The 20,672-nt window shown below is 56.2% G+C and carries 15 protein-coding genes; 4 read left to right on the top strand and 11 right to left on the bottom strand.

Going from position 1 to position 20,672, the window contains the following annotated elements:
- Positions 1–92 precede the first annotated feature (92 nt).
- Both ACYVHX_RS22740 and ACYVHX_RS22735 read left to right on the top strand, forming a co-directional pair.
- Positions 93–1,142 carry an efflux RND transporter periplasmic adaptor subunit gene (locus ACYVHX_RS22740; protein ID WP_460673994.1) on the top strand — a complete coding sequence of 350 codons (1,050 nt, stop codon included), beginning with the start codon at positions 93–95 and terminating at the stop codon, positions 1,140–1,142.
- Positions 1,139–5,653, top strand: coding sequence for an efflux RND transporter permease subunit (locus ACYVHX_RS22735; RefSeq protein ID WP_460673993.1), 4,515 nt, complete (start codon positions 1,139–1,141; stop codon positions 5,651–5,653). The genes ACYVHX_RS22740 and ACYVHX_RS22735 overlap by 4 nt, the downstream gene beginning before the upstream one ends.
- A 23-nt stretch (positions 5,654–5,676) precedes the next feature.
- On the opposite strand, the gene ACYVHX_RS22730 is transcribed toward ACYVHX_RS22735, so the two are convergent.
- From ACYVHX_RS22730 to ACYVHX_RS22690, 9 genes are all read right to left on the bottom strand, one after another.
- The gene (locus ACYVHX_RS22730; RefSeq protein WP_460673992.1) at positions 5,677–5,940 is read right to left on the bottom strand and encodes an Ada metal-binding domain-containing protein; all 264 of its coding nucleotides are present in this window, start codon (positions 5,938–5,940) and stop codon (positions 5,677–5,679) included.
- On the bottom strand, positions 5,937–6,626 hold the full coding sequence (locus ACYVHX_RS22725) for a 2OG-Fe(II) oxygenase (protein WP_460673991.1): 690 nt from the start codon (positions 6,624–6,626) through the stop codon (positions 5,937–5,939). The genes ACYVHX_RS22730 and ACYVHX_RS22725 overlap by 4 nt, the downstream gene beginning before the upstream one ends.
- A 92-nt stretch (positions 6,627–6,718) precedes the next feature.
- Positions 6,719–7,570: a methylated-DNA--[protein]-cysteine S-methyltransferase gene (locus ACYVHX_RS22720; protein WP_460673990.1), complete on the bottom strand. Its 852-nt coding sequence runs from the start codon at positions 7,568–7,570 to the stop codon at positions 6,719–6,721.
- A gap of 84 nt (positions 7,571–7,654) precedes the next feature.
- Positions 7,655–8,386: a T9SS type A sorting domain-containing protein gene (locus ACYVHX_RS22715; protein ID WP_460673989.1), complete on the bottom strand. Its 732-nt coding sequence runs from the start codon at positions 8,384–8,386 to the stop codon at positions 7,655–7,657.
- Positions 8,387–8,505: 119 nt separating this feature from the next.
- Positions 8,506–10,419, bottom strand: a complete 1,914-nt coding sequence (gene acs / locus ACYVHX_RS22710) for an acetate--CoA ligase (protein WP_460673988.1) — start codon at positions 10,417–10,419, stop codon at positions 8,506–8,508.
- A gap of 88 nt (positions 10,420–10,507) precedes the next feature.
- A complete protein-coding gene (locus ACYVHX_RS22705; protein ID WP_460673987.1) occupies positions 10,508–10,729 on the bottom strand; it encodes a DUF6814 family protein in 222 nt (73 codons plus the stop codon).
- 13 nt (positions 10,730–10,742) lie between these two features.
- On the bottom strand, positions 10,743–12,269 hold the full coding sequence (locus tag ACYVHX_RS22700; protein WP_460673986.1) for an MFS transporter: 1,527 nt from the start codon (positions 12,267–12,269) through the stop codon (positions 10,743–10,745).
- A 155-nt stretch (positions 12,270–12,424) separates the two neighbouring features.
- A complete protein-coding gene (locus ACYVHX_RS22695) occupies positions 12,425–13,114 on the bottom strand; it encodes a carbonic anhydrase (protein ID WP_460673985.1) in 690 nt (229 codons plus the stop codon).
- Positions 13,080–14,696 (bottom strand): SulP family inorganic anion transporter, encoded by a 1,617-nt coding sequence (locus ACYVHX_RS22690; protein WP_460673984.1) that lies wholly within the window; start codon positions 14,694–14,696, stop codon positions 13,080–13,082. Before ACYVHX_RS22690 ends, ACYVHX_RS22695 begins: the two co-directional genes overlap by 35 nt.
- A 221-nt stretch (positions 14,697–14,917) precedes the next feature.
- On the opposite strand from ACYVHX_RS22690, the gene ACYVHX_RS22685 reads away from it, so the two are divergent.
- Both ACYVHX_RS22685 and ACYVHX_RS22680 read left to right on the top strand, forming a co-directional pair.
- A complete protein-coding gene (locus ACYVHX_RS22685) occupies positions 14,918–16,066 on the top strand; it encodes a THUMP-like domain-containing protein (RefSeq protein ID WP_460673983.1) in 1,149 nt (382 codons plus the stop codon).
- A complete protein-coding gene (locus tag ACYVHX_RS22680; RefSeq protein WP_460673982.1) occupies positions 16,066–16,764 on the top strand; it encodes a hypothetical protein in 699 nt (232 codons plus the stop codon). Before ACYVHX_RS22685 ends, ACYVHX_RS22680 begins: the two co-directional genes overlap by 1 nt.
- 144 nt (positions 16,765–16,908) lie before the next feature.
- On the opposite strand, the gene ACYVHX_RS22675 is transcribed toward ACYVHX_RS22680, so the two are convergent.
- Both ACYVHX_RS22675 and corA read right to left on the bottom strand, forming a co-directional pair.
- Positions 16,909–19,386, bottom strand: a complete 2,478-nt coding sequence (locus ACYVHX_RS22675) for a bifunctional UDP-N-acetylmuramoyl-tripeptide:D-alanyl-D-alanine ligase/alanine racemase (protein WP_460673981.1) — start codon at positions 19,384–19,386, stop codon at positions 16,909–16,911.
- Positions 19,387–19,492: 106 nt separating this feature from the next.
- Positions 19,493–20,572, bottom strand: a complete 1,080-nt coding sequence (gene corA, locus ACYVHX_RS22670) for a magnesium/cobalt transporter CorA (protein ID WP_460673980.1) — start codon at positions 20,570–20,572, stop codon at positions 19,493–19,495.
- Positions 20,573–20,672 lie beyond the last annotated feature (100 nt).

The following is a 20,672-nucleotide window of genomic DNA, read 5'->3' as shown; positions in this document are numbered from 1 at the left end:
GATTCGGCACTGGCGAAGCAGGCCCCTCCACCAACCTTTGCCATGCTTTTCGGAGCAGCATTCCTCTTTTTAAACCGCATACTCCATACCAAATGAAAAAGTTACTCATTATTCTCACCGTTTTTGGGTTCATTGGCGCGTCGGCTGCGCTGCTGATGAGCAACAAACAGAAACAGCAACAACAAATTCGGGAAGCGCAAAAACCGCTGGCAACCACCGTAACCGTAGAAACCGTTCAGCAGCAAACGTTTACGGACGCGGCCTCGTACATTGGCAAAACCGAGTGCTGGCGTGAAGTGCAGATGAACGCGACCACGCAGGGCACCATCCGAAGTCTCAACGCCCAGCTCAACGAAACCGTGCGGGAAGGCCAGCCCATCCTGACGGTCGACACGGAGCTGACCGACCTGGCCATCGCCCAGGCTGAGGCCCAGCTTCACAAAGCGCAAACTGATCTCAGGCGTTACGAAACCCTGCACCGCGAAAACAACCTGCCCACCTCGGAGGTCGAAACCGCCCGCTTGCAGGTTCGCACGGTTGAAACGCAGCTGCTGACGCTGAAAAAGCAATTGCGCGACGCGGTGGTTTACGCGCCCATCGGCGGAGTCGTAACCCAGAAAACAATCGATCGCGGGATGTTTATCGCGCCCGGCTCTCCCCTCCTGACCCTCACCGATGTGTCGGCGGTTAAACTGGTGGTGAATGTGCCCGAAACCGAACTGAGCCGGTTCCGACCCGGTCGCACCGTCGCCGTTGCCTTCGATCAGTATCCGGGCAAACCCGTCTCCGGCACGGTTCACCAGATTCGGCTGAAAGGCGGAGAAACCGGCACATTTCCGGTCGAAATCCGGGTGGCCAACTCGGCAGCCCATCCGCTGCGCGTCGGCATGACGGCCAATGCCTCGCTTGAAAACGCAACGACCGTGAGCGGTCTGTCAATTCCCCGTTCGGCCCTCGTCACCACCAGCCAGCAACCGGCGGTGTATGTGCTGCAAGCTGACAAAATCACGCTCCGCACCATCGAAACCGGCTCTACCGTCGGCACCACGCTGCTGGTTCGCAACGGCCTGCGCGCCGGTGAGCGCGTGGTGGTGAGCGGCACGGAAGGTTTAAAAGACGGACAAACCGTAAGCACGCTATGAAACTGACCCTCCTCGCCATCAAACGCCCCATCCTGATCATTGTCCTGTTCGTGGTGCTGGGCATTCTGGGCCTGTTCTCCTATTCGCAGATGCGGTACGAGCTGCTCCCCAACCTCTCGATCCCATTCATTATTGTCACCACCCCGTATCCCGGCGCGTCGCCCGCCGAAGTGGAAAGCGGTATTACCAAACCGGTCGAAGATGTGGTTTCGTCCGCCGACCGCATCAAACGGGTGCAGTCGCTCTCGCTCGAAAACGTGTCGGTAGTGATGGTGGAGTTCAGGCACGATGTCGATTCCGACAAAGCTTTGCAGGACGTGCAACGGCGGGTCAACCAGATCACCACGACGCTGCCCGCCGGCTCGCGAACGCCCACCCTCGACCGGTTTTCGATTTCGGAACTGCCATTGCTGCGCGTGGCCGCCAACAGCAAATTGTCGGAACTGGAATTTGGCACCCTGCTCAAAACGCAGATCAAACCGCGACTGGCGCAGGTTGCGGGCGTGGGTCAGGTGCAGTTTGTGGGCTTGCCGGAAGCGGAAGTGAGCGTAGCGCTCGATGCCGCGCGCCTGAAATCCCTGAACCTGTCGGTCTTGCAGGTGGTCGGTGCCATTCGGGCGTCGAACCTGAACGTGCCATCGGGCAGCGTGAAAGACGCCGACGCGGCTTATTCGGTGCGGGTGGTTGGCAAAACCGACGCGGTAGCTCAGCTCAGCGACATTGTGGTGCACACCAGCCCCGCCGGTCAGAAAATTCTGCTGGGCGACGTGGCTGCGGTTTCGTCGCTGAAAAAAGAAATGGAAAACCTGAACCGGTTTATGGTTCAGACCGGACCGGGCCAACCTGAAGGCCGGAGCGCAGTGGGCATCCTGATCAAGAAACAGTCGGGCGCCAACAACGTGGAAGTAAGCGCAGCCGCGCGGAAAGTCCTGAAACAACTCGAAACCGACTATGCGGCTGCGGGACTGACGTTTTCCATCGCGCAGGACGGATCGGAGTTCACGCTGGCGGCTGCCGATGCCGTCAACCACGATCTGATGCTGGTGGTGTTGCTGGTGGCGCTGGTGATGTTTGTTTTTTTGCACAGCCTGCGGTCTTCGCTGATTGTGATGGTTGCCATTCCGGCTTCCCTGCTTTCGACGTTTATTTTCATGCACCTGCTGGGTTTCTCGCTTAATCTGCTGACGCTGCTGGCCCTTTCGCTGGTAATCGGTATTCTGGTCGATGATTCGATTGTGGTATTGGAAAGCATTTACCAGCAACTGGAAAAAGGCAAAGACAAACATACGGCAGCCCTCGAAGGCCGGAACAGCATCGGTTTTGCGGCCCTGGCCATCACGCTCGTCGATGTGGTGGTGTTTGTACCGCTGTCGTTTGCGCCGGGGCTGGTGGGCGATCTGGTCCGGGAATTTTCGCTCGTGGTAGTCATCTCGACCTTGTTCAGCCTGCTCGTTTCGTTCACCCTGACGCCAATGATTGCCTCGCGTTTCGGCCAGCTCGAAACCCTGTCCGGCCAGACGCTGATGGGCCGGTTTGGCCTCGGGTTCGAACGCGGGTTCGAGCGGTTTTCGGGCGCTTACCGTATCCTGCTGGCTACGGCGCTCCGGTACCGCAAAACCACCGTACTGGCGACCTTTGTCCTTTTCAGTGCGTCGCTGATGCTGCCCGGCAACGGGTTCATCGGTGGCGAATTCATGCCCCCCACCGACAAAGGCGAAATCAACGTGGTGCTGCAATTTCCGGAAGGGTATAAACTGGAGCAAACCGACGCCTATGCGAAACAGTTTGAAGCCCGGTTGTACCGGATGAGCGAAGTCCGGCGCGTGTTTACGAACGTGGGGGCCAATCCGGAAGGCTGGTCGAACCTGCCGACGAGCAAAAATGCGGTCGAGTTTGCCGTTACGTTTTCACCCCGCAACGAACGGGAAAAAGACTTGAACACGCTGACGTGGGAAGTGAAAGAAATGGCGTCCGGCATTCCCGGCGCCCGGATTCGGGCGTATCCGCTGGGGATTCTGGGGTCCGACAATGCTTCCCCGATTATCCTGATGGTGGGCGCTTCCGACCGCGACAAACTCCGCACCGAAACCCTGCGGCTGGTGGAAGCCATCAAGCAGATTCCGGGCACGGCCGATGTGCGGTTTTCGGGGAACGTTCGCAAACCGGAGGTTGAGATCAACGTCAACCGGGAAAAACTGGCCCGCTACGGCCTGACCACCGAAACCGTGGGCCTGGCCATCCGGACGGCCCTGGCCGGTTTCGACGACCTGAAAATTCAGCAGGGCAACGAATCGGTTCCCATGCGGATTCAGTACGCCGAATCATTCCGGAACCGCACCGATCAGCTGGGCAACCTGACGCTGACGAACGCCCTGGGTCAGCCCGTGGAACTGAAGCAGGTGGCCGACATCCGCGACACGTTTAATCCGGCGATTCTGGAACGCAAAGACCGCGACAATTCCATGACGATCACCTCGCAGTCCATCGGGCGGCCCACGGGCGAAATCGGCATCGACATTCAGAAAGCCGTGACCGGTTTGAAACTCGATCCGTCGGTGCGCATTACCTACGGCGGTGATCTGGAGTTGCAGGACGATTCGTTTGGCAAACTGGGCCTGATGTTTCTGGCCGCCATCGTGTTTATGTACCTCGTCATGGTGGCGCTCTACAACTCCTGGGCGTATCCGCTGGTCGTGCTGTTCTCGATTCCGGTGGCGATTGTCGGGGCCCTGTTCGCGCTGGCCCTCACCATGAATTCCATGAACGTCTTCACCATTCTGGGCATGATCATGATGCTGGGGCTGGTGGCCAAAAACGCCATTCTGCTGGTGCAGCGCGCCAACGAAAACCGCGAACAGGGCATGCCGGTCATCGACGCCCTGCTCGAATCGGGCTACGTTCGGCTCCGTCCCATCCTGATGACCACCCTGGCAATGGTCATCGGGATGCTGCCCATTGCGCTGGCAACCGGACCCGGTGCTGAACTGAAAACCGGTCTGGCCTGGGCGCTCATTGGCGGTCTGACCAGCTCGATGTTCCTGACGCTGGTATTTGTGCCGGTTATTTATTTTTACTTCGCCCGGATCATTGCGCGGGTGAGCGGAGAAGGAAAAAGGAAGGGAGAAAAGAATGAACGGAAAAAGGAAAAACTGGTCGCTGCCGGGTTCACCACCCTGCTGTTGATCACCATTGCCGGTGGCGCGTTGGCCCAGGAATCGGCCCCGCGCGCCCTTTCCCTCCGCGAAGCGGTCGAGCGGGTTCGTCAGCAAAATGGCGAGGTCCGGATTGCGCGCCTGGAACTGCAGAAGGCCGATGCGAAAGCCGCCGAAGTGCAGCGGATGAGTTTGCCCACGTTTAACGCGGCCGTTCAATACCAGTACAACATCAATCCGCCGGTTTTCTTTTTCCCGGCCTTTTCGATCACGCCCGAAGGCGGTTTTTCGCTTGACGAAAACCGAATGACTCCCATTGAAGCGGCCCTGAAAAACCAGTACAATGCGGGCCTGAACGTGGCCCTGCCGGTCATCCAGCCAACTCTCCGCATCGCCCGCCAACAGGCCGGGCTGGGGCAAAAACTCGCGGGCGAGCAAGTCCGGGCGACGGTGGCCCGTCAGGTTGCCGACGTTAAACGCCACTACCTCAACGCCCTGCTGGCGCAGGAACAGCGGCAGTTGCTGGTGCGGAGCATGGCCCGCGCCGAACAGGTTTTGCAGCAGGTGCGTACGTTGTACCGGGTGCAGCTGGCGACCGATGCCGACACGCTCCGGGCGTTCGTGGCACTGGCCAACCTCCGGCCCAATCAATCCAAACTCGACCGCACCCTCACGTTGCTTCAAAACCAGCTGGCCGTGCTGACCGGCCTCAGCGAATCGTCGGACCAGGCCACCACGCTTACCCTGACGGACTCCCTGACGGTTCAGGCGGAGCCGGTTGAAGCCGAAACCGCTGTGATTGGGCTGGCGCTGAATCGTCGGCCGGAAATCCGGCACCTGCTGCTCGGTTTGGAAAACAGCCAGTTGCAGATCCGGCTGGAGCAGGCCCGCCGTTTGCCGACGCTGAGTCTGTTCGGGCAGGTCGGAACGTTGACCCAGATAGACAATTTCCGGTTTTCGGAGAGCCGCTGGCCCCTGGTTAGCTACCTCGGTCTGCAAGTGAGCATCCCGGTTTTCAATGCCGCCAACAGCCCGAGAATTCAGCAGGCCCGGCTGGCCTACGAGCAGGCTCAGGAACAGCTGCGATACAGCAAAGCACTCATTGGCAACGAAGTCCGCTCCCATCTGTCAACGCTGGAAGAATCTCGGGACCGCATCCGGGCGCAGGAGGGCGTCATCCGGGCCGCCGAACGCAGCTACGCCCTGACGCAAAGCCGGTACCGGCAGGGACTGACGAGATTCAGTGAGGTCATGGACGCCGATCTGGCGCTTCGCCAGGCCCAAACCAACCGCCTGCAGGCCGTTTACGATTTGCTAATCGCCAAAGTGGAGCTGGAACGAACGACCGGCACCGACTAATTCGTTAAAAACCGGGTAAGCGATTAGTGGCTTACCCGGTTTTTCCATTGCCGGTACTTTTCGGGCAGACAATGGCCGCAGGGCCTGAAACCGCAGCGGATGGCTTCGTCTTCCGAGGCAAAGAAAACCCGGTTTTTCGGCCGCATCCGTTGACCGGACCGGCACCGCAACGTCCCATAAATTTTTAGAACGGCGTTACCACCCAGTCGGATTTCACCGGTTTTGATCAGGCGACGGAGTTCCAATTTTCCCGAATCGTCTTGTGAAAAATGGCGGTGCCAAATCATTGGGCGTCGTGAAAAATGATGCCGAGTGTGTAGCGGTTTCCGGTGTGCACGGTGCTGACGCCGTGTTTCATGGCGACCCGGTAATAGCCCCGGCTGCCTTTCTGCGGCCGAAACTGCGTCGTAAACAACAGCACATCGCCCTGGCCGGGCGTCAGAACCGTCGGCTTCGACTGCGCCCTCGGAATCTGCTCGGTCAGCACAAACTCACCGCCGGTATATTCGGTGCCCGGTTCGCTCAGGAAAACAACGGCCTGCAACGGAAAATATACGGCGCCGTACAAATCCTGATGCAGGGTATTGTGACCACCTTTTCCGTATTTCAGCAGCAAGGGCGTTGCCAGCGTCTGGCGGTTTTGCCGGCATTTGTCCAGAAAACCGGCGTGTGTGGGCAGATACCGAATCCCGGTGTTCAGAGCTTCCATCCACTGATTGGCCACCGGACAGATGGCTTCGTACAGCGTAGTGCGCAGCGTTAGAATCTTTTCGGGCAAGGGGTAAGTAAAGTATTTGTATTCCCCTTCGCCAAACCGGTACCGTTCCATCACAATGGTTTTCCGGAAATGCTGCGGGTTTTCGTACAGGGCCGAAAGTTGCCGACACGCTTCGGGACGTAAAACCTGGCGAAGTATGGCAAACCCATTTTTGTGCAGCGACGCATGCACATCCGGCCAGTTAATTGAATTCATAGGAAATAAAGGAGGAAGGAGAAAAGGACGAAAGGAAGAAAGGAGGAAAGCAGGAGGTGAGGCTTCTTCCTGCTTTCCTCCTTTTCTCCTTGTTAACGCAACGAATAAGCCGCTTCCCAGCCGAGCAGGGCGGTTTTTCGGGTGGCTCCCCAGCGATAATTACCGAATAAACCGGTTTTTCGGATAACCCGGTGGCAGGGAATCAGGTACCCCACGGGATTGGAGCCGATGGCCGTTCCGACCGCCCGCGACGCCGTTGGCATCCCGATGGCCGCGGCAATCTGGTCATAGCTAACCACCTGCCCTTCCGGAATGCGCAGCAACGCTTCCCAGACTTTTAGTTGAAACGGCGATGCTTTCACCAGGATTCGCAGCGGCTTGCGCTCGGCATCCGAAAAAATGGTTTCGGCCAGCGGGCGCAGTGTTTCGGGCTCGTGCACCAGCCGCGCTTCGGGCCAGTCGGTGGCAAAACGGGTTGCGATGCTGGCTTCGTCGGTGGGGTCGGCTTCGTCCAGAAACGCCAGTTTGCAGACTTTATCGCCAATGACACCCAGCAGGTAGGAACCGAACGGGCTATCAAAAACCGCATACCGGATGGTTACCCCGTCGCCCGCCTGCTTGAACTGCCCGGGCGTGACGCCTTCCAGCACCACGAACAGGTCGTGTAAGCGCCCCGTTCCGGAAAGCCCGGCTTCGTCGGCGGCTTCGGCCAGGGTCAGGCCCTGGCGCAGTCGTTCCTTGGCAAAATCGAGGGTCAGGTATTGGAGAAATTTCTTGGGACTCACGCCCGCCCAATCCGAAAATAACCGCTGGAAATGAAATTCGCTCAGGTTGGCCCGGTCGGCGACATCGGCCAGCAGGGGTTGCTGACGAAAGTTTTCGTTTAAAAACTCAATCGACCGGGCAATTTGCTGGTACGTAGGGTGGTTTTCTGGCGCGTTCATGGTTGTTGTCGTTTGCATACCCCAAAATTACCCCGCGATACGCTATCCAAAAACCCGATTCTTGCGGTCTTTTCCGCCCGGTTTTTACTGCTTGACAAACCGCCGGGTGTAATGCTGGTGTTCGGTGCGGAACAGAATGATGTAAATTCCCTGCGCGAGCGTCGACACATCCACCTGGTGCTGTTTCCCGGCTTCGAGTTGCCGGGTTTGCAGCAGCTGCCCCGCCATCGTAATAAGCTGGGCCGAAATAGTCGGCTGTTGGAGCGCTGGCACGTTGACGGTCAGGAAATTATCCACCACCGGGCTGGGAAAAATCCGGGCCATATCCGGGCGGTTTTTGCTTAAAATTTCGTCCAGCTCGTCAAAGAACCGGTTGCGGGCCATTTCTGAATCGTTGCCCGAAATCCGGCCCGTAATGCTGTTGCCTTCCCGTACGACGAACGTTCCGCAGCCGCCCAGTTCGTAGTCGCCGTTCCGTTCGTCCTCGAAATACGCATTGTCAATCCGGTCCAGAATCAGGACCAGTTTTTCGCCTTTCTTAAAACCGGTGGTATACGACCGGCACATCCACCCCGGATCGCCCCAAACCCGAATCACCGATTTATCTTCGCGGCCGTTCAGCACCTCCAGAATTTTCACCTCTATGCCGTGGGCTTCCTGGTTCCGCACTTCCGCCCGCACCACCAGGACACCGGGCATCCAGGCACCCCGCTCGGCAATGGTCAAAAAAGGGCCGCCATCGACGCAACTGCAGGCCCGGGCGGGGGTTAACCATCCACCGCCAACGATCATCAGAATCAGAAGTAGCCTTCTCATCATATCTTCTTTTTCCGATAAGACTCCCGAAAGGGGCATTTCGTTGGAAGCGTAAAACTTAAAACCGGCTTTTCAGGAAACTAATCCTGAAAAGCCGGTTTTATCGCTGCAAACCACGGTTACTTCACGCCGATCAGCGCACCGTTCTTGATTTCGTCCACCACCGCCGGGTCCAGCAGCGTTGAGGTGTCGCCCAAGTTACCGGTTTCGCCTTCGGCAATTTTGCGCAGAATCCGACGCATGATTTTGCCGGATCGCGTTTTGGGTAAGCCGCTGACAAACTGAATCTTATCCGGTTTTGCGATGGGTCCAATCACCCGGCTGACCGTCGCCAGAATGTCGCGTTTCATCAAATCCGCATCGCTGTGCGACACCTGGCTTTCCGCAATTACGTACGCATAAATACCCTGCCCCTTGATGTCGTGCGGATACCCCACCACGGCACTTTCGACCACGCCGGTGTGCATGTTGATGGCGTTTTCCACCTCGGCGGTTCCGATGCGGTGACCCGATACGTTCAGCACGTCATCGACCCGGCCCGTGATGCGGTAGTAGCCATCTTCGTCGCGCAGACAGCCGTCGCCGGTGAAATACAAGCCTTTGTAGGTGCTGAAATAGGCCTGACGGCAGCGATCGTGGTCGCCGTAGGTTGTTCGGATGATGCCCGGCCACGGAAATTTCATGCACAAATTACCGCTCACGCCATTGCCTTCGATTTCCTGCCCGTTTTCATCGACCAGAATTGGCTGCACACCCGGCAGCGGCAGGGTGGCGTAAGTCGGTTTCGTTTTGGTAATGCCGGCAACGGGCGAAATCAGGATTCCGGCGGTTTCGGTTTGCCACCAGGTGTCGACAATCGGACAGCGGTTTTTGCCAATGTGATCGTCGTACCAGTGCCAGGCTTCCTCGTTGATGGGTTCGCCCACCGAGCCCAGCACTTTCAGCGAACTCAGGTCGTGGTTCTCTACTTTTTCGAGCCCAAACCCCATCAGCGACCGGATGGCCGTCGGCGCCGTATACAAAATGTCCACCTGGTGTTTGTCGACAATGTCCCAGAACCGCCCGTTGTCCGGCCAGGTCGGAACGCCCTCAAAAAGCAGGCTAGTGGCTCCGCAGGCCAGCGGTCCGTAGACGATGTAGCTGTGGCCGGTGATCCAGCCAATGTCGGCGGTACAAAAATGAACCTGCCCCGGTTCGTACTGAAAAACGTTTTGAAACGTGTAGGCCGTGTAAATCATGTAGCCTCCGCAAGTGTGCACCACGCCTTTCGGTTTGCCCGTCGAGCCCGACGTATACAAAATGAAGAGCATGTCTTCGGCGTCCATTTCTTCGGCGGGGCATTCGGCGGTCACCAGCTTCAACTCCTGTTCCATCCACACATCGCGGCCTTTGAACATCGAAACCGGGGTGCGCGTGCGGGTCAGCACGATCACCTTCTGCACGCTCGGACACTGCACCAGGGCATCGTCGACGGTTTCCTTCATCGGGATTTCCTTGTTGCCCCGGTAGGCACCGTCGGAAGTGATGACCAGACGACATTGCGCGTCGTTGATCCGGTCGGCGATGGATTGGGCCGAAAAACCGCCAAACACCACCGAGTGAATGGCCCCGATCCGGGCGCAGGCCAGCACGGCAATGGCCAGTTCGGGCACCATCGGCATGTAAATACAAACGCGGTCGCCTTTACCGACGCCGTTGCGTTTCAACACGTTGGCCATGCGGCACACCTGATCGTGCAGCATGCGGTAGGTCAGCGTCAGGCCCGTTTCGTGCGGGTCGTTGGGCTCCCAGATGATGGCGGGTTGGTCCCCGCGTTCGGCCAGGTGCCGGTCGAGGCAGTTTTCGGTAATATTCAGTTTTCCCCCAACAAACCATTGGACGCTGGGTTCGTCAAAATTCCATTGAAGTGTTTTTTTCCAGGGTTTGCGCCATTGAAAATTCTGGGCAATTTCGGCCCAGAAGCCTTCGGGGTCTTCCACACTGTAGCGATAAGCCTCCTGGTAGTCGTCAAAGGTTCGGATTCGGAAATTCATCTTCTTGTATTGCCATAGTTCAGGCTGCTAAACTACGATTATTTGTTTTTAATTGATTAACCCGTCCGGTTTTACCGGGCCGGTTTTCTTACTCTTTATCGTATTCGCCCTGCCACGCATACCGCCCGAACAAGGCCAGTCCGGCTGTGATCGGCAGAAAAATAACGACGATGACCAGCCAGAAAACGTAATCTTCCGTGCTGGCGGTTTCCGATGAGAGTTTCTGAATGGTCAGGTACGGCAAGCCCAGCAGCAGCGCCATTCCGGTCAGCATCCAGACCAGGCCCAGGGTCTTTTTTAGTGGATTCATAGTAGTCAGCGGTTTAGTCTTCAACCGTTTTGTATTGTTTTTTGTCGATGTACAACGCGCCGATCACGAGGCAAACCGCAGCGATTCCGATGGGATACCACAAGCCCTGCAAATACGCATCCGGCGACCCGGTTTTCTTGGCGGTTTCCACCAGACTGGTGGCAATAAACGGTGTCAGACCGCCGAAAACGCCGTTTCCGATGTGGTACGGCAAGGACATGGAGGTGTACCGAATCCGGGTTGGAAACAGCTCGACCAGAAAAGCCGCAATCGGGCCGTAGACCATCGTGACGTACAGCACCTGCACCAGCACCAGCACCGTCATGAGCCAGAACGCTTCGTTGCCCAGCGACACTTCCTTGATCACCGCCGACGATGCCGCCCCCGGCTGGGGCTGAATCTCCCGGTACGTTGTGCCGTCGTCAAAATACCGGATCGTGGACGTGGTGGACTTAAATTCTTTGGAGCCTTCAACGCGCTCCTGTTTGGTTTCGATGCTCCGCCGGAACGGTTCTTCAAATTTCTGGTTGATGTCGGCCAGGTTGTACATCGCGCGGTAAATGGGCCGGTAGGTCAGCACACCCAGCAACATTCCGGCCAGCATGATGTTCCGGCGCCCGATGCGGTCGGACAACCCGCCAAAGATGACGAAGAAAGGCGTGGCCACCAACAGCGCCAGCGCAATGATGTAATTCGATTGCACGAACTCCACATTGCAGATTTTCTGGATGAACGACAGGGCGTAAAACTGGCCCGTATACCAGACTACCCCCTGCCCCGCCGTTGCGCCGAACAGGGCCAGCAGCACCATTTTCAGGTTCGCTTTCCGGCCAAAACTTTCTTTCAGCGGATTGGTGGACACTTTGCCCTCCTGCTTGATCTTCTTGAACAGGGGTGATTCCTCCATCCGCAGCCGGATGTAAACGGAAATGCCGACCAGAAAAGCCGATAGCAGGAACGGCACCCGCCAGCCCCAGGTGTTGAACGCGTCGGTTCCCAGCGATTGCCGGGTCAGCAGAATCACGCCCAGCGACACGAACAACCCCAGCGTGGCCGTGGTCTGAATAAAGCTGGTAAAATACCCCCGTTTGCCGTCGGGCGAGTGCTCGGCCACGTAGGTGGCGGCCCCACCGTATTCACCACCCAGCGCCAGCCCCTGCACCAGCCGCAGCAGCAGCACCAGCGCCGGAGCCAGCATCCCGATGGACTCGTAGTCCGGTACGCAGCCAATCAGAAACGTCGAGCCGCCCATCAAAACGAGCGTCAGCAAAAAGGTGTATTTCCGCCCGACCAGATCGCCGAGTCGGCCGAAGACCAGCGCACCGAACGGACGCACGATAAAACCGGCAGCGAAGGTGGCCAGTGTCGATAAAAAACCGGCCGTGGGATTGTCTTTCGGAAAAAACTGGGCGGAGAGAATGGTCGCCAGACTACCAAAAATGTAAAAGTCGTACCACTCGATGAGGGTGCCAACCGAGGAGGCCGTAATGACCCGCCAGACCCCGTTTGCTTCGGTGGCCGCGGCTTTTTTAATGCGCATGAATTGTGTAGGGTTTTGGAAAACGGCATAAAAAAGCAACATAAACCGGTTTTTTCCTACACATGCGCAAAAGAATGATGAAGGATGGATGGTGAACGATAAATGCGCTATGGCAGTAATTCATCGTTCACCATCCATCATTCATCATTCCATATTTACTTGTCCGTCAGCAACCGAATGTCGGTGGTGAGGGCTTTGGCCAGACCGTCTTCGGTGCCTAATTCCTTGACAAAATCCACCGCCGACTGATCTTCCGACGACAAATCGATGATTTCCTTCAACTCGCCCTTGTGAAGGTCAAAAACCCAGCCGTGAATCCACAGCTCCTGTTTCCGGTTCCAGGCTTCCTGAATCACCGCCGTATGTCCCAGGTTAAAAACCTGCTCCCGCGTACTGAGTTCGACCAGGCGGTTAAACCGGGCGGGTTCGTCGGCGATTGCGTTCAGTTCATCCGCATATTTCTGCTTGACCAGCTGAATGTTCTGCAACCAGTTGTCAATCAGGCCGTACCGTTTGTCGAGCAGGGCCGCTTTGACGCCCCCGCATTCGTAGTGACCGCAGACGATGATGTGCCGGACTTTCAGCACCTCCACGGCGTACTGCAACACGCTGAGCAGGTTCAGGTCCGAAGAAATGACCTGATTGGCGATGTTCCGGTGGACAAACATTTCGCCCGGTGTGGTCCCCGTGATCTCCTCGGCCGAAACGCGGCTGTCGGAGCAGCCAATCCACAGAAACTGCGGTTTTTGATCAGCCGCCAGGTTGTCGAAATAGTGCTCGTCGAGCTCCAGTTTATCGAGTGCCCAGGCCTTATTCGCTAATAGTAACTTCTCGTGTGCGTGCATGGCTGCGTATACTGCGTTTTGTTAATGCCACATTTTTCAACTCGTACTTGATGCCCTGCGTATGAGCCGTTTCCTTAAAGTCCTGCAGAATGTTGTAAATATCGTGATCAATGAAGGATGCGTACGTGCCGTCGACCAGCACCTGATCGCCCGGCTGCAACTCCCGCAGAGCCTGCTTCAACTGCGGTTTGATCAGGAAATACAGGTCTTTCTGAATCTTGATCAGCACTTTGTTTCCATCCCGGACGACCCGAAAAGCAGCCTGAAAATTGGTAAACAGCACAAACAGGATGCCCACCACCAGGCCAATGCCAATACCAATCAGCAGATCCGTGAACACAATACCGATCACCGTCACAATGAAAGGGATGAACTGGTAGATGCCTTCCCTATAGGTTTTTTTGAAAATCTCCGGTTTGGCCAATTTGTAACCGACCGTAATCAGCAAAGCCGCCAGACACGACAGCGGAATCAGGTTCAGCAGCGGAGCACCCAGAAAAACCGCCAGCAGCAAAAACACCCCGTGGGTGATGGACGATACCCGGGTTTTGCTGCCCCCGTAGACGTTGGCCGATGTCCGAACAATCACGGACGTGAGCGGTAAACCGCCGATCAAGCCCGAAATGAAATTTCCAATGCCCTGCGCCACCATCTCCTGATCGGGCGAGGACACCCGTTTTTGCGGATCGAGTTTGTCGGCGGCTTCCAGGTTCAGCAGGGTTTCCAGACTGGCAACGATTGCAATCGTGATGGCCGTCACATACACCTTGGGGTTACTCAACGCGCTGAAATCCGGAAAATAAAAAATCGAGAAAATGCCTTTGTCGGGCTCGATGCTCGGGATCTGCACCATGTGCTGATCCGCCGACGTGCCCAGGTACCAGCCGGGTATGGCAACCCGGAATAGCTCGTTCAGACCGATACCCAAAACCACCACGGCCAACGCACCCGGAAAGTTTTTGAAAAAACCGAGGCCCTTTTTGGCTAACTTTTCCCAGAAAAACAAGAGCAGAAACGAAGCCACACTGATGATGACGGCACCCATGCTGGCCGTCACGACGGCCCGGTAGATTTCGGAAAGGGTGTTTTCGCCGTCGGCCAGTTGCTGAAACTCAAATTCGCCTTCAAAATCATTGTCACGACCCAGGGCGTGCGGAATCTGCTTCAGAATAATCACCAGCCCAATCGCCACGAGCAAGCCCCGGATTACGCTGTCCGGAAAATAACCGCTAAATTTCCCGGCTTTTAGCAGGCCCAGAACGAACTGGATGATTCCGGCAATAACGACCGCCGTCAAAAACACGTCAAATTGACCCAGGTTATTGATGCTGTCGGCCACGATGACGGCCAGGCCAGCCGCCGGGCCGCTCACGCTGACTTCCGACCCGGAAAGTATACCAATAATGAGTCCACCAATCATTCCGGCCACCAGGCCGGAAAATAAAGGCGCACCCGATGCCAACGCAATCCCCAAACAAAGTGGAAGGGCCACCAGAAAAACTGATAATCCCGCCGGTAAGTCCGACCGGAAGGCCGACATGGAATAGTTTGCTAGCGACCTGAAAGGGCTAAGAACTTTCATAAGTAATTAAATTAAAATTCGTCTATGTGTGATAGTGAAGAACAATCCGTTCCCATCTGCAAAATCGTCAAATAAATTTTAATCTCTTTTTAATATTTAAATAATTAATATAATTTATAAAAATTATGATATTATTTAATTCCGAAGAAATAGCATTTCTACAAGAACACCTAACCGATGACCCCCATACGTTACCCCTGCGCTATCCGGAATCTAAAACGTTGCGGGTAAAAAGCCTGACGGCCCAGTTGGTGGCCCGCCAGAAAGCCCGCTATAAATTGCCCGGCTGGTACGCCAATCCGGATCTGATTTTGCCGCCCGCGCTCTCCGTTGAACAGGCTTCGTCGGAGCGGACGGCCACTTACAAAGCCTCTATCCTTGCCCGTTACACCGAAAAACCGGGCTTGGTCATCGACCTCACGGGCGGAATGGGCGTCGATGCGCTGGCGTTTTCCCGGCAGGCCGATCGCGTTCTGTACATCGAGCAGCAACCCCATCTGGCGGAGCTGGCCGCTTTTAATCTGCCCAAACTGGGTGGCGTAAACATTGAATTTCCGCAGTCAGAAGGGCTGGTACCGAATGCCGCCGGTTTTTTACGGCACTTTACCGAAACCGCCGACTGGTTGTATCTGGACCCCGCCCGGCGGGATCAGCAGGGTGGCAAAATGGTTCGGCTGGAAGATTGCGAACCCAACGTGCTGGCGTGGTACCAATCTGACGACCAAACCGGTTTTCGAAAAAAAGCCCGGGCGGTTTTGCTCAAAACCTCGCCCCTAATCGATATCGAGAACGTGACGCGGCAACTCCCCGACGTGGCCGCCATCCACGTCGTTTCGGTCGATAATGAGTGCAAGGAAGTTTTGTTTGTTTTGACCGAAAACGCCCCGCCGAACGTTGAGGTAACGACGGTTAACCTGCGCTCGAACGGCCCGGACGAGTACTTTGTTTTCCACCGACCCGACGAACGAACCGCTCAGGTCCAATTTGGCGCTCCACAGCGTTACGTATACGAACCGAATGCGTCTGTTCTGAAAGCGGGCGCCTTTCGGACCCTTGCCGAACGGTTTGGCGTAACCAAACTGGCGCCGAACAGTCACCTGTATACCAGCGATCAGCCCGTACCCGGTTTTCCGGGCCGCTCGTTTGAAATTGTTGGCGACTGCAAACCGGACCGAAAGGAAATTTACGTTTTTTTGCCGGAGCGAAAAGCCAACCTGAGCGTCCGGAACTTCCCGGAAACGGCTGAAAATCTGCGCAAAAAGCTTGGATTGGCAACCGGTGGCGAGGTCTATGTATTTGCCACTACCCTGTTTGACGGGAAGAAACGACTATTAATTACACGAAAACTAATTCATCCATCGTTACAGTAATGAAAACGCTTGTATTTCGCCTGTTCTTATCCGTATTGTTTTGTTCCGTACTCGCAACGGCTTCGCCGGTTTTGGCCCAGACGGTTTCGTCGGCGACCGAAAAAGTAGATCAGATGACGCTGCCGGGACTTTCGCTCAACCTTCCCATCGACGGAAAATTCGTTGAGAAAGAATGGGAAACGCAGGCTAAATCCTACGGCAAGGTGGCCGTCGGGCGCAACGGGGTCTATAAAATTCCGTCGGCCAGTATTCCGGCGCTGTCGTCCAACCCGCTGAATGTCGCCAGCAAGGTTTCCACCGATAAAAACAAGGCGACCATTTTTTTGGCCGTTGACCGGGGAAACGCTGACTATGCAAAACCGGGTAGTGCGATGTACGATCAGGTTGAAACGCTGCTGAAGGATTTCGCCGAACGCACCCGGCTGAATTACGACATCAAACTGGCCGGTGACTCGTTCAACGAAGCCCACAAAAAGCAGGAAAAACTGACCCGGCAAAGCGAAAAACTGGTCCGCGATCTGGAACGAAACAAAAAAGAAAAAGAGAATCTCGTGAAGCGGATGGACGAAAACGCCCGCGAACTCGAGCAGTTGCAGCGCGATACCGAAACGAACAAAACCGAACAGGAGAGTTCGTCCAAAGAGCTGGAAACGAAAAAGCTGGCCCTGGAAGAAGCCCGGGCCAAGTTGCCAAAATAGTTATTGAGGTGAAAGACTCGTCTTTTCTCTCAAGCAATGAGTCGGGTAAGCCGCTGCGTTTGCCTACTCGGAAGAACCCTGTGAGAGCGGTTTGTGGGGACAGATGAGGCCCGTCAGTCGGATTCCGGCTGGCGGGCTTTTTTGTTACTCCCGAAAAAATACGCGCTTGACCCGCTCACTGACCCCGGTCAGAATCTCGTACGGAATGGTGCCAATCCGCTCGGCCAGCTCGGCAATGGAAACCGCTGCGCCAAACAGCATCACCTCATCCCCTTCCTGCGCCGGGGCCTCCGATACGTCGATCATCGTCATGTCCATGCAGATGCTCCCCACCGTCGGACACAAAACACCATTGACCCAAACCTGCCCGATGCCGTTGCCCAACCGGCGGTCGTAGCCGTCGGCATATCCGATGGCGAGGGTGGCAATGCGGGCATCGCGGGTCAGCACTCCCCGGCGGCTGTACCCCACGGTTTCACCCGCCCGGAGTTCTTTGATCTGACTGATGACGGTTTTCAGGGTGCCGACGGCCTGTACCTGCTGCGGTTCCAGTTTGCTGACTTCCACGCCGTAAAGACCGATGCCCAGCCGTACCATATCCAGTTTGTATTCCGGCAGTCGCACGATGCCGGCCGAATTGAGCAGATGGCGCAAGGGCCGGTAGCCCAGCGCCGTTGCCAGGCGGGTTGCTCCGTCCATAAACCGGCGGTATTGCTCCTGCGAAAAGGGCGTGTGCTCGGCTTCGTCAGAACCCGCCAGATGACTGAAAACCGTCGCGACCTGCAATCCGGAATCAGCCGTCAGCACCTCGGCGAGGGCCGGAATTTCGTCCGGTAAAAAACCAAGCCGGTGCATGCCGGTATCGAGCTTGAGGTGTAGGGGCGGAACAGTGGCCGGCGGTTTTTCGTCCGCCAGAAACTGACGCCATTCGTCCAGAATTCGAAAACTGTAGATTTCAGGTTCCAATTGATAATCAATCAGTTGCCGAAACGACTGAGCCGCCGGATTCATGACCATGATGGGCAGCCGGATGCCGTTTTCACGGAGCGCAACGCCCTCATCGGCGTAGGCCACCGCCAGGTAATCAACCCGGTGGTATTGCAGCAAACTGGCAACTTCGGCACTGCCGCTGCCGTAGGCAAACGCCTTGACCATGACCATGATTTTGGTGTGCGGCCCCACTTTGTTCCGGTAAAAATTCAGGTTGTGCGTCAGCGCATCGAGGTTGATTTCCAGGACCGTGCGGTGCGACTTCTGAACAAATCGGTCAATGACGGTTTCAAAGGAAAACCGCCGGGCTCCTTTCACCAGAATCACCGAATCGGTTAGCTTGTTCAGCAAATTGGCCTGCAAAAGGGCGGCTGTCGTGTCAAAAAACCGGCTCGGAATTGTAAAAACCGATTGGTACCGGCTGATTTCCGGCCCCACTCCCACCAGTTGCCCAACGCCTTTTTCGGCCACCATCCGCGCAATGGCGGGATAGAGTTCGTCGGACTTCAGACCGGTTTCCAGCAAGTCCGACAACACCAGGACCTTCTGCCGGGTGGTATCCTGCTGGTTCAGGAAATCGAGCGCAATGGACAATCCCGCCAGGTCGTTGTTGTACGAATCGTCGATCAGCAGATTCCGGTGAATGCCTTCTTTCAGTTCCAGCCGCATCGACACGGGGCGCAGCCGGGAAAACCGCTCCTGCAAAACCGCTTCGTCCGTAACGCCCAGCACCAGCGACGCCAGCAGCACGTGCGTGGCGTTTTCGAGCGAAGCGGGGTCGGAAAACGAAACCCGGATTTGGTACGCACGCCCCGCCCACGCCAGCCGAATCAGTGTGCCGTAGGAATGCTGCGTCAGCGAAACCGGGACTTCCGCGCCGGGCTCGGTCGACCAGCTAATCAGGCGGATTGTCGGATTGACGGCGGTCAGCAGCAAATGAATTTCTTCGTCAATTTCGGCGTAGGACTTTCGGTAAATCAGCGTTTCACTTTGCCGAAACAAGCGCAGTTTCTCGGCCACCTTCTGTTTCTGAGACCGGAACCCTTCGTCGTGGGCCGAACCGATGTTGGTGAAAATACCGATGGTAGGCTGGAGAATCGACTGAAGCGCCTGCATTTCGGCCGGTTTTGAAATACCGGCTTCAAAAATGCCCAGCGTATGCTGTTCATTCAGCGGCCAGACCGACAGGGGAACGCCCAGTTGGGAGTTGTAACTTTTCGGGCTTTTCTGGATCCGGAAATCGGGCGAAAGCACCTGCGCCAGCCACTCTTTCACGATGGTTTTGCCGTTGCTGCCCGTGATGCCCACCACCGGAATGGCGAACTGGCTGCGGTGCCGGGCGGCTAATTCCTGCAAGGTTTTCAGGCTGCTGCCTACTTCCCAGATCAGGGCATCGGGCAACTGCGCCAGTTCGTGCCGGAGTTCGGACGTCAGGGCTGCGGTTTCAACAACAAACTGCCGGACATTTTTCTGGTACAACTCCCGAATATACCGGTGCCCATCGTGGTGCTCGCCCTGAATGGCAAAAAAAACCGCCTTCGCCGATCCGCCCGGCAGCGCCGTCAGCACCTGCCGACTGTCGGTCAGGGGATACACAGCGGCCGTATTGATCTCAAATTCCTGAATAGTCATGCTTAAAGAGGTATTCGGTTTTCAGGATACGGTATACGGTGCGTCCTGCGCCGGGGCCACTGCATTCCAGCCACCGTAAACCGTATCCTGAAAACCGTAAACTGTATTAAAACCACCGCCGTCGTCGGAAATAAACCACCATTAAAACCGTCAGAACGGCCATGACGACCCAAACGACGAAATAGCCGTTTCGGGTGTGCAGTTCGGGCATGTTGTCAAAATTCATGCCGTAAACCCCCACAATAAACGTTAGCGGCATGAAGATCGCCGAAAAAATTGTAAGCGTTTTCATCACCGAATTCATGCGGTTGCTCAGCGTCGACAGGTACACGTCGAGCAAACCGGTCGCCAGTTCGCGGTAGGAATCGATGCTGTCCAAGACCTGAATGACGTGATCGTAGAGGTCGCGCAGAAAGGGCATAGTCGCGGGTCGGATCAGGTCGCTTTCTTCCAGCAAAATCCGGTTGATCATCTCCCGCACGGGCCAGACGGCTTTGCGCATCAGCGTCAGTTCGCGTTTCAAGGTATACAGGCGCGTGAGCGTGTGCTGGCTGGCCACCTGCTGAATGATGCTGTTTTCGAGCGTTTCCAGCTTTTCGCCAATGGTATCCAGCACCAGAAAATAATGATCGACCACCAAATCCATCAGGGCGTAGAGCAGGTAATCGGGGCCGTTGCGCCGGGTTTTGCCCGCCGACGCCTGAATGCGGTCCAGAACCGGCTGAAACAAATCGCCTTTCCGTTCTTCCTGAAACGAAATCAGGTAGTTTTTGCCCAGCACAAAGCTCAGGTGTTCACTTTCCAGTTCCTGCCGCTGCTCCTTGAAATACAGCATCTTGAGGGTCGCAAACAGGTACGCGCCGTCGTATTCTTCCACTTTGGGCTTCTGCTGGGAGTTCATGACGTCTTCGAGCAACAGCGGATGCAGGTGGTATTGCTGGCCAATGCCCTCGATCACGGCCGGTTCGTGAATCCCATCCACGTCCAGCCAGGACACCGTGGGCGCGTTGTCACCCGGTTTTCCGCAGGCCGAAAGCCGTTTTACCGGTTCGACCGAGTAGCTGGCTTCGTTGTAGTCGATCCGGCGAATGGTCGTTTTGTAATCGATCTCCTGACCAACGTAAATCAGGGAACCCGGCGAGGCTCCCACTTTTTTCTCCGAATGTTTGTACCGGCGTTTGGCCATAAGCTGATTTCTTCCCGCTAAAATACAACATACCCACGGTTTTCAGCCCGTATTCAGACCAAACCGTGGGTACTCAAAATGGACGTTATGGAACGCATTG

Source organism: Larkinella ripae (genome assembly GCF_054780775.1).
Note: the sequence above shows the minus strand (reverse complement) of the source record. Positions and strands in the feature narration are given on the sequence as shown.

What these genes read in the sequence shown, in the direction of transcription:
- ACYVHX_RS22705 (WP_460673987.1), bottom strand. Translation starts at nt 10,729, where the DNA reads ATGAATCCACTAAAAAAGACCCTGGGCCTGGTCTGGATGCTGACCGGA.
- ACYVHX_RS22675 (WP_460673981.1), bottom strand. Translation starts at nt 19,386, where the DNA reads ATGACTATTCAGGAATTTGAGATCAATACGGCCGCTGTGTATCCCCTG.
- ACYVHX_RS22740 (WP_460673994.1), top strand. Translation starts at nt 93, where the DNA reads ATGAAAAAGTTACTCATTATTCTCACCGTTTTTGGGTTCATTGGCGCG.
- ACYVHX_RS22730 (WP_460673992.1), bottom strand. Translation starts at nt 5,940, where the DNA reads ATGATTTGGCACCGCCATTTTTCACAAGACGATTCGGGAAAATTGGAA.
- ACYVHX_RS22735 (WP_460673993.1), top strand. Translation starts at nt 1,139, where the DNA reads ATGAAACTGACCCTCCTCGCCATCAAACGCCCCATCCTGATCATTGTC.
- ACYVHX_RS22715 (WP_460673989.1), bottom strand. Translation starts at nt 8,386, where the DNA reads ATGAGAAGGCTACTTCTGATTCTGATGATCGTTGGCGGTGGATGGTTA.
- ACYVHX_RS22680 (WP_460673982.1), top strand. Translation starts at nt 16,066, where the DNA reads ATGAAAACGCTTGTATTTCGCCTGTTCTTATCCGTATTGTTTTGTTCC.
- ACYVHX_RS22720 (WP_460673990.1), bottom strand. Translation starts at nt 7,570, where the DNA reads ATGAACGCGCCAGAAAACCACCCTACGTACCAGCAAATTGCCCGGTCG.
- ACYVHX_RS22700 (WP_460673986.1), bottom strand. Translation starts at nt 12,269, where the DNA reads ATGCGCATTAAAAAAGCCGCGGCCACCGAAGCAAACGGGGTCTGGCGG.
- ACYVHX_RS22695 (WP_460673985.1), bottom strand. Translation starts at nt 13,114, where the DNA reads ATGCACGCACACGAGAAGTTACTATTAGCGAATAAGGCCTGGGCACTC.
- acs (WP_460673988.1), bottom strand. Translation starts at nt 10,419, where the DNA reads ATGAATTTCCGAATCCGAACCTTTGACGACTACCAGGAGGCTTATCGC.
- ACYVHX_RS22690 (WP_460673984.1), bottom strand. Translation starts at nt 14,696, where the DNA reads ATGAAAGTTCTTAGCCCTTTCAGGTCGCTAGCAAACTATTCCATGTCG.
- ACYVHX_RS22725 (WP_460673991.1), bottom strand. Translation starts at nt 6,626, where the DNA reads ATGAATTCAATTAACTGGCCGGATGTGCATGCGTCGCTGCACAAAAAT.
- corA (WP_460673980.1), bottom strand. Translation starts at nt 20,572, where the DNA reads ATGGCCAAACGCCGGTACAAACATTCGGAGAAAAAAGTGGGAGCCTCG.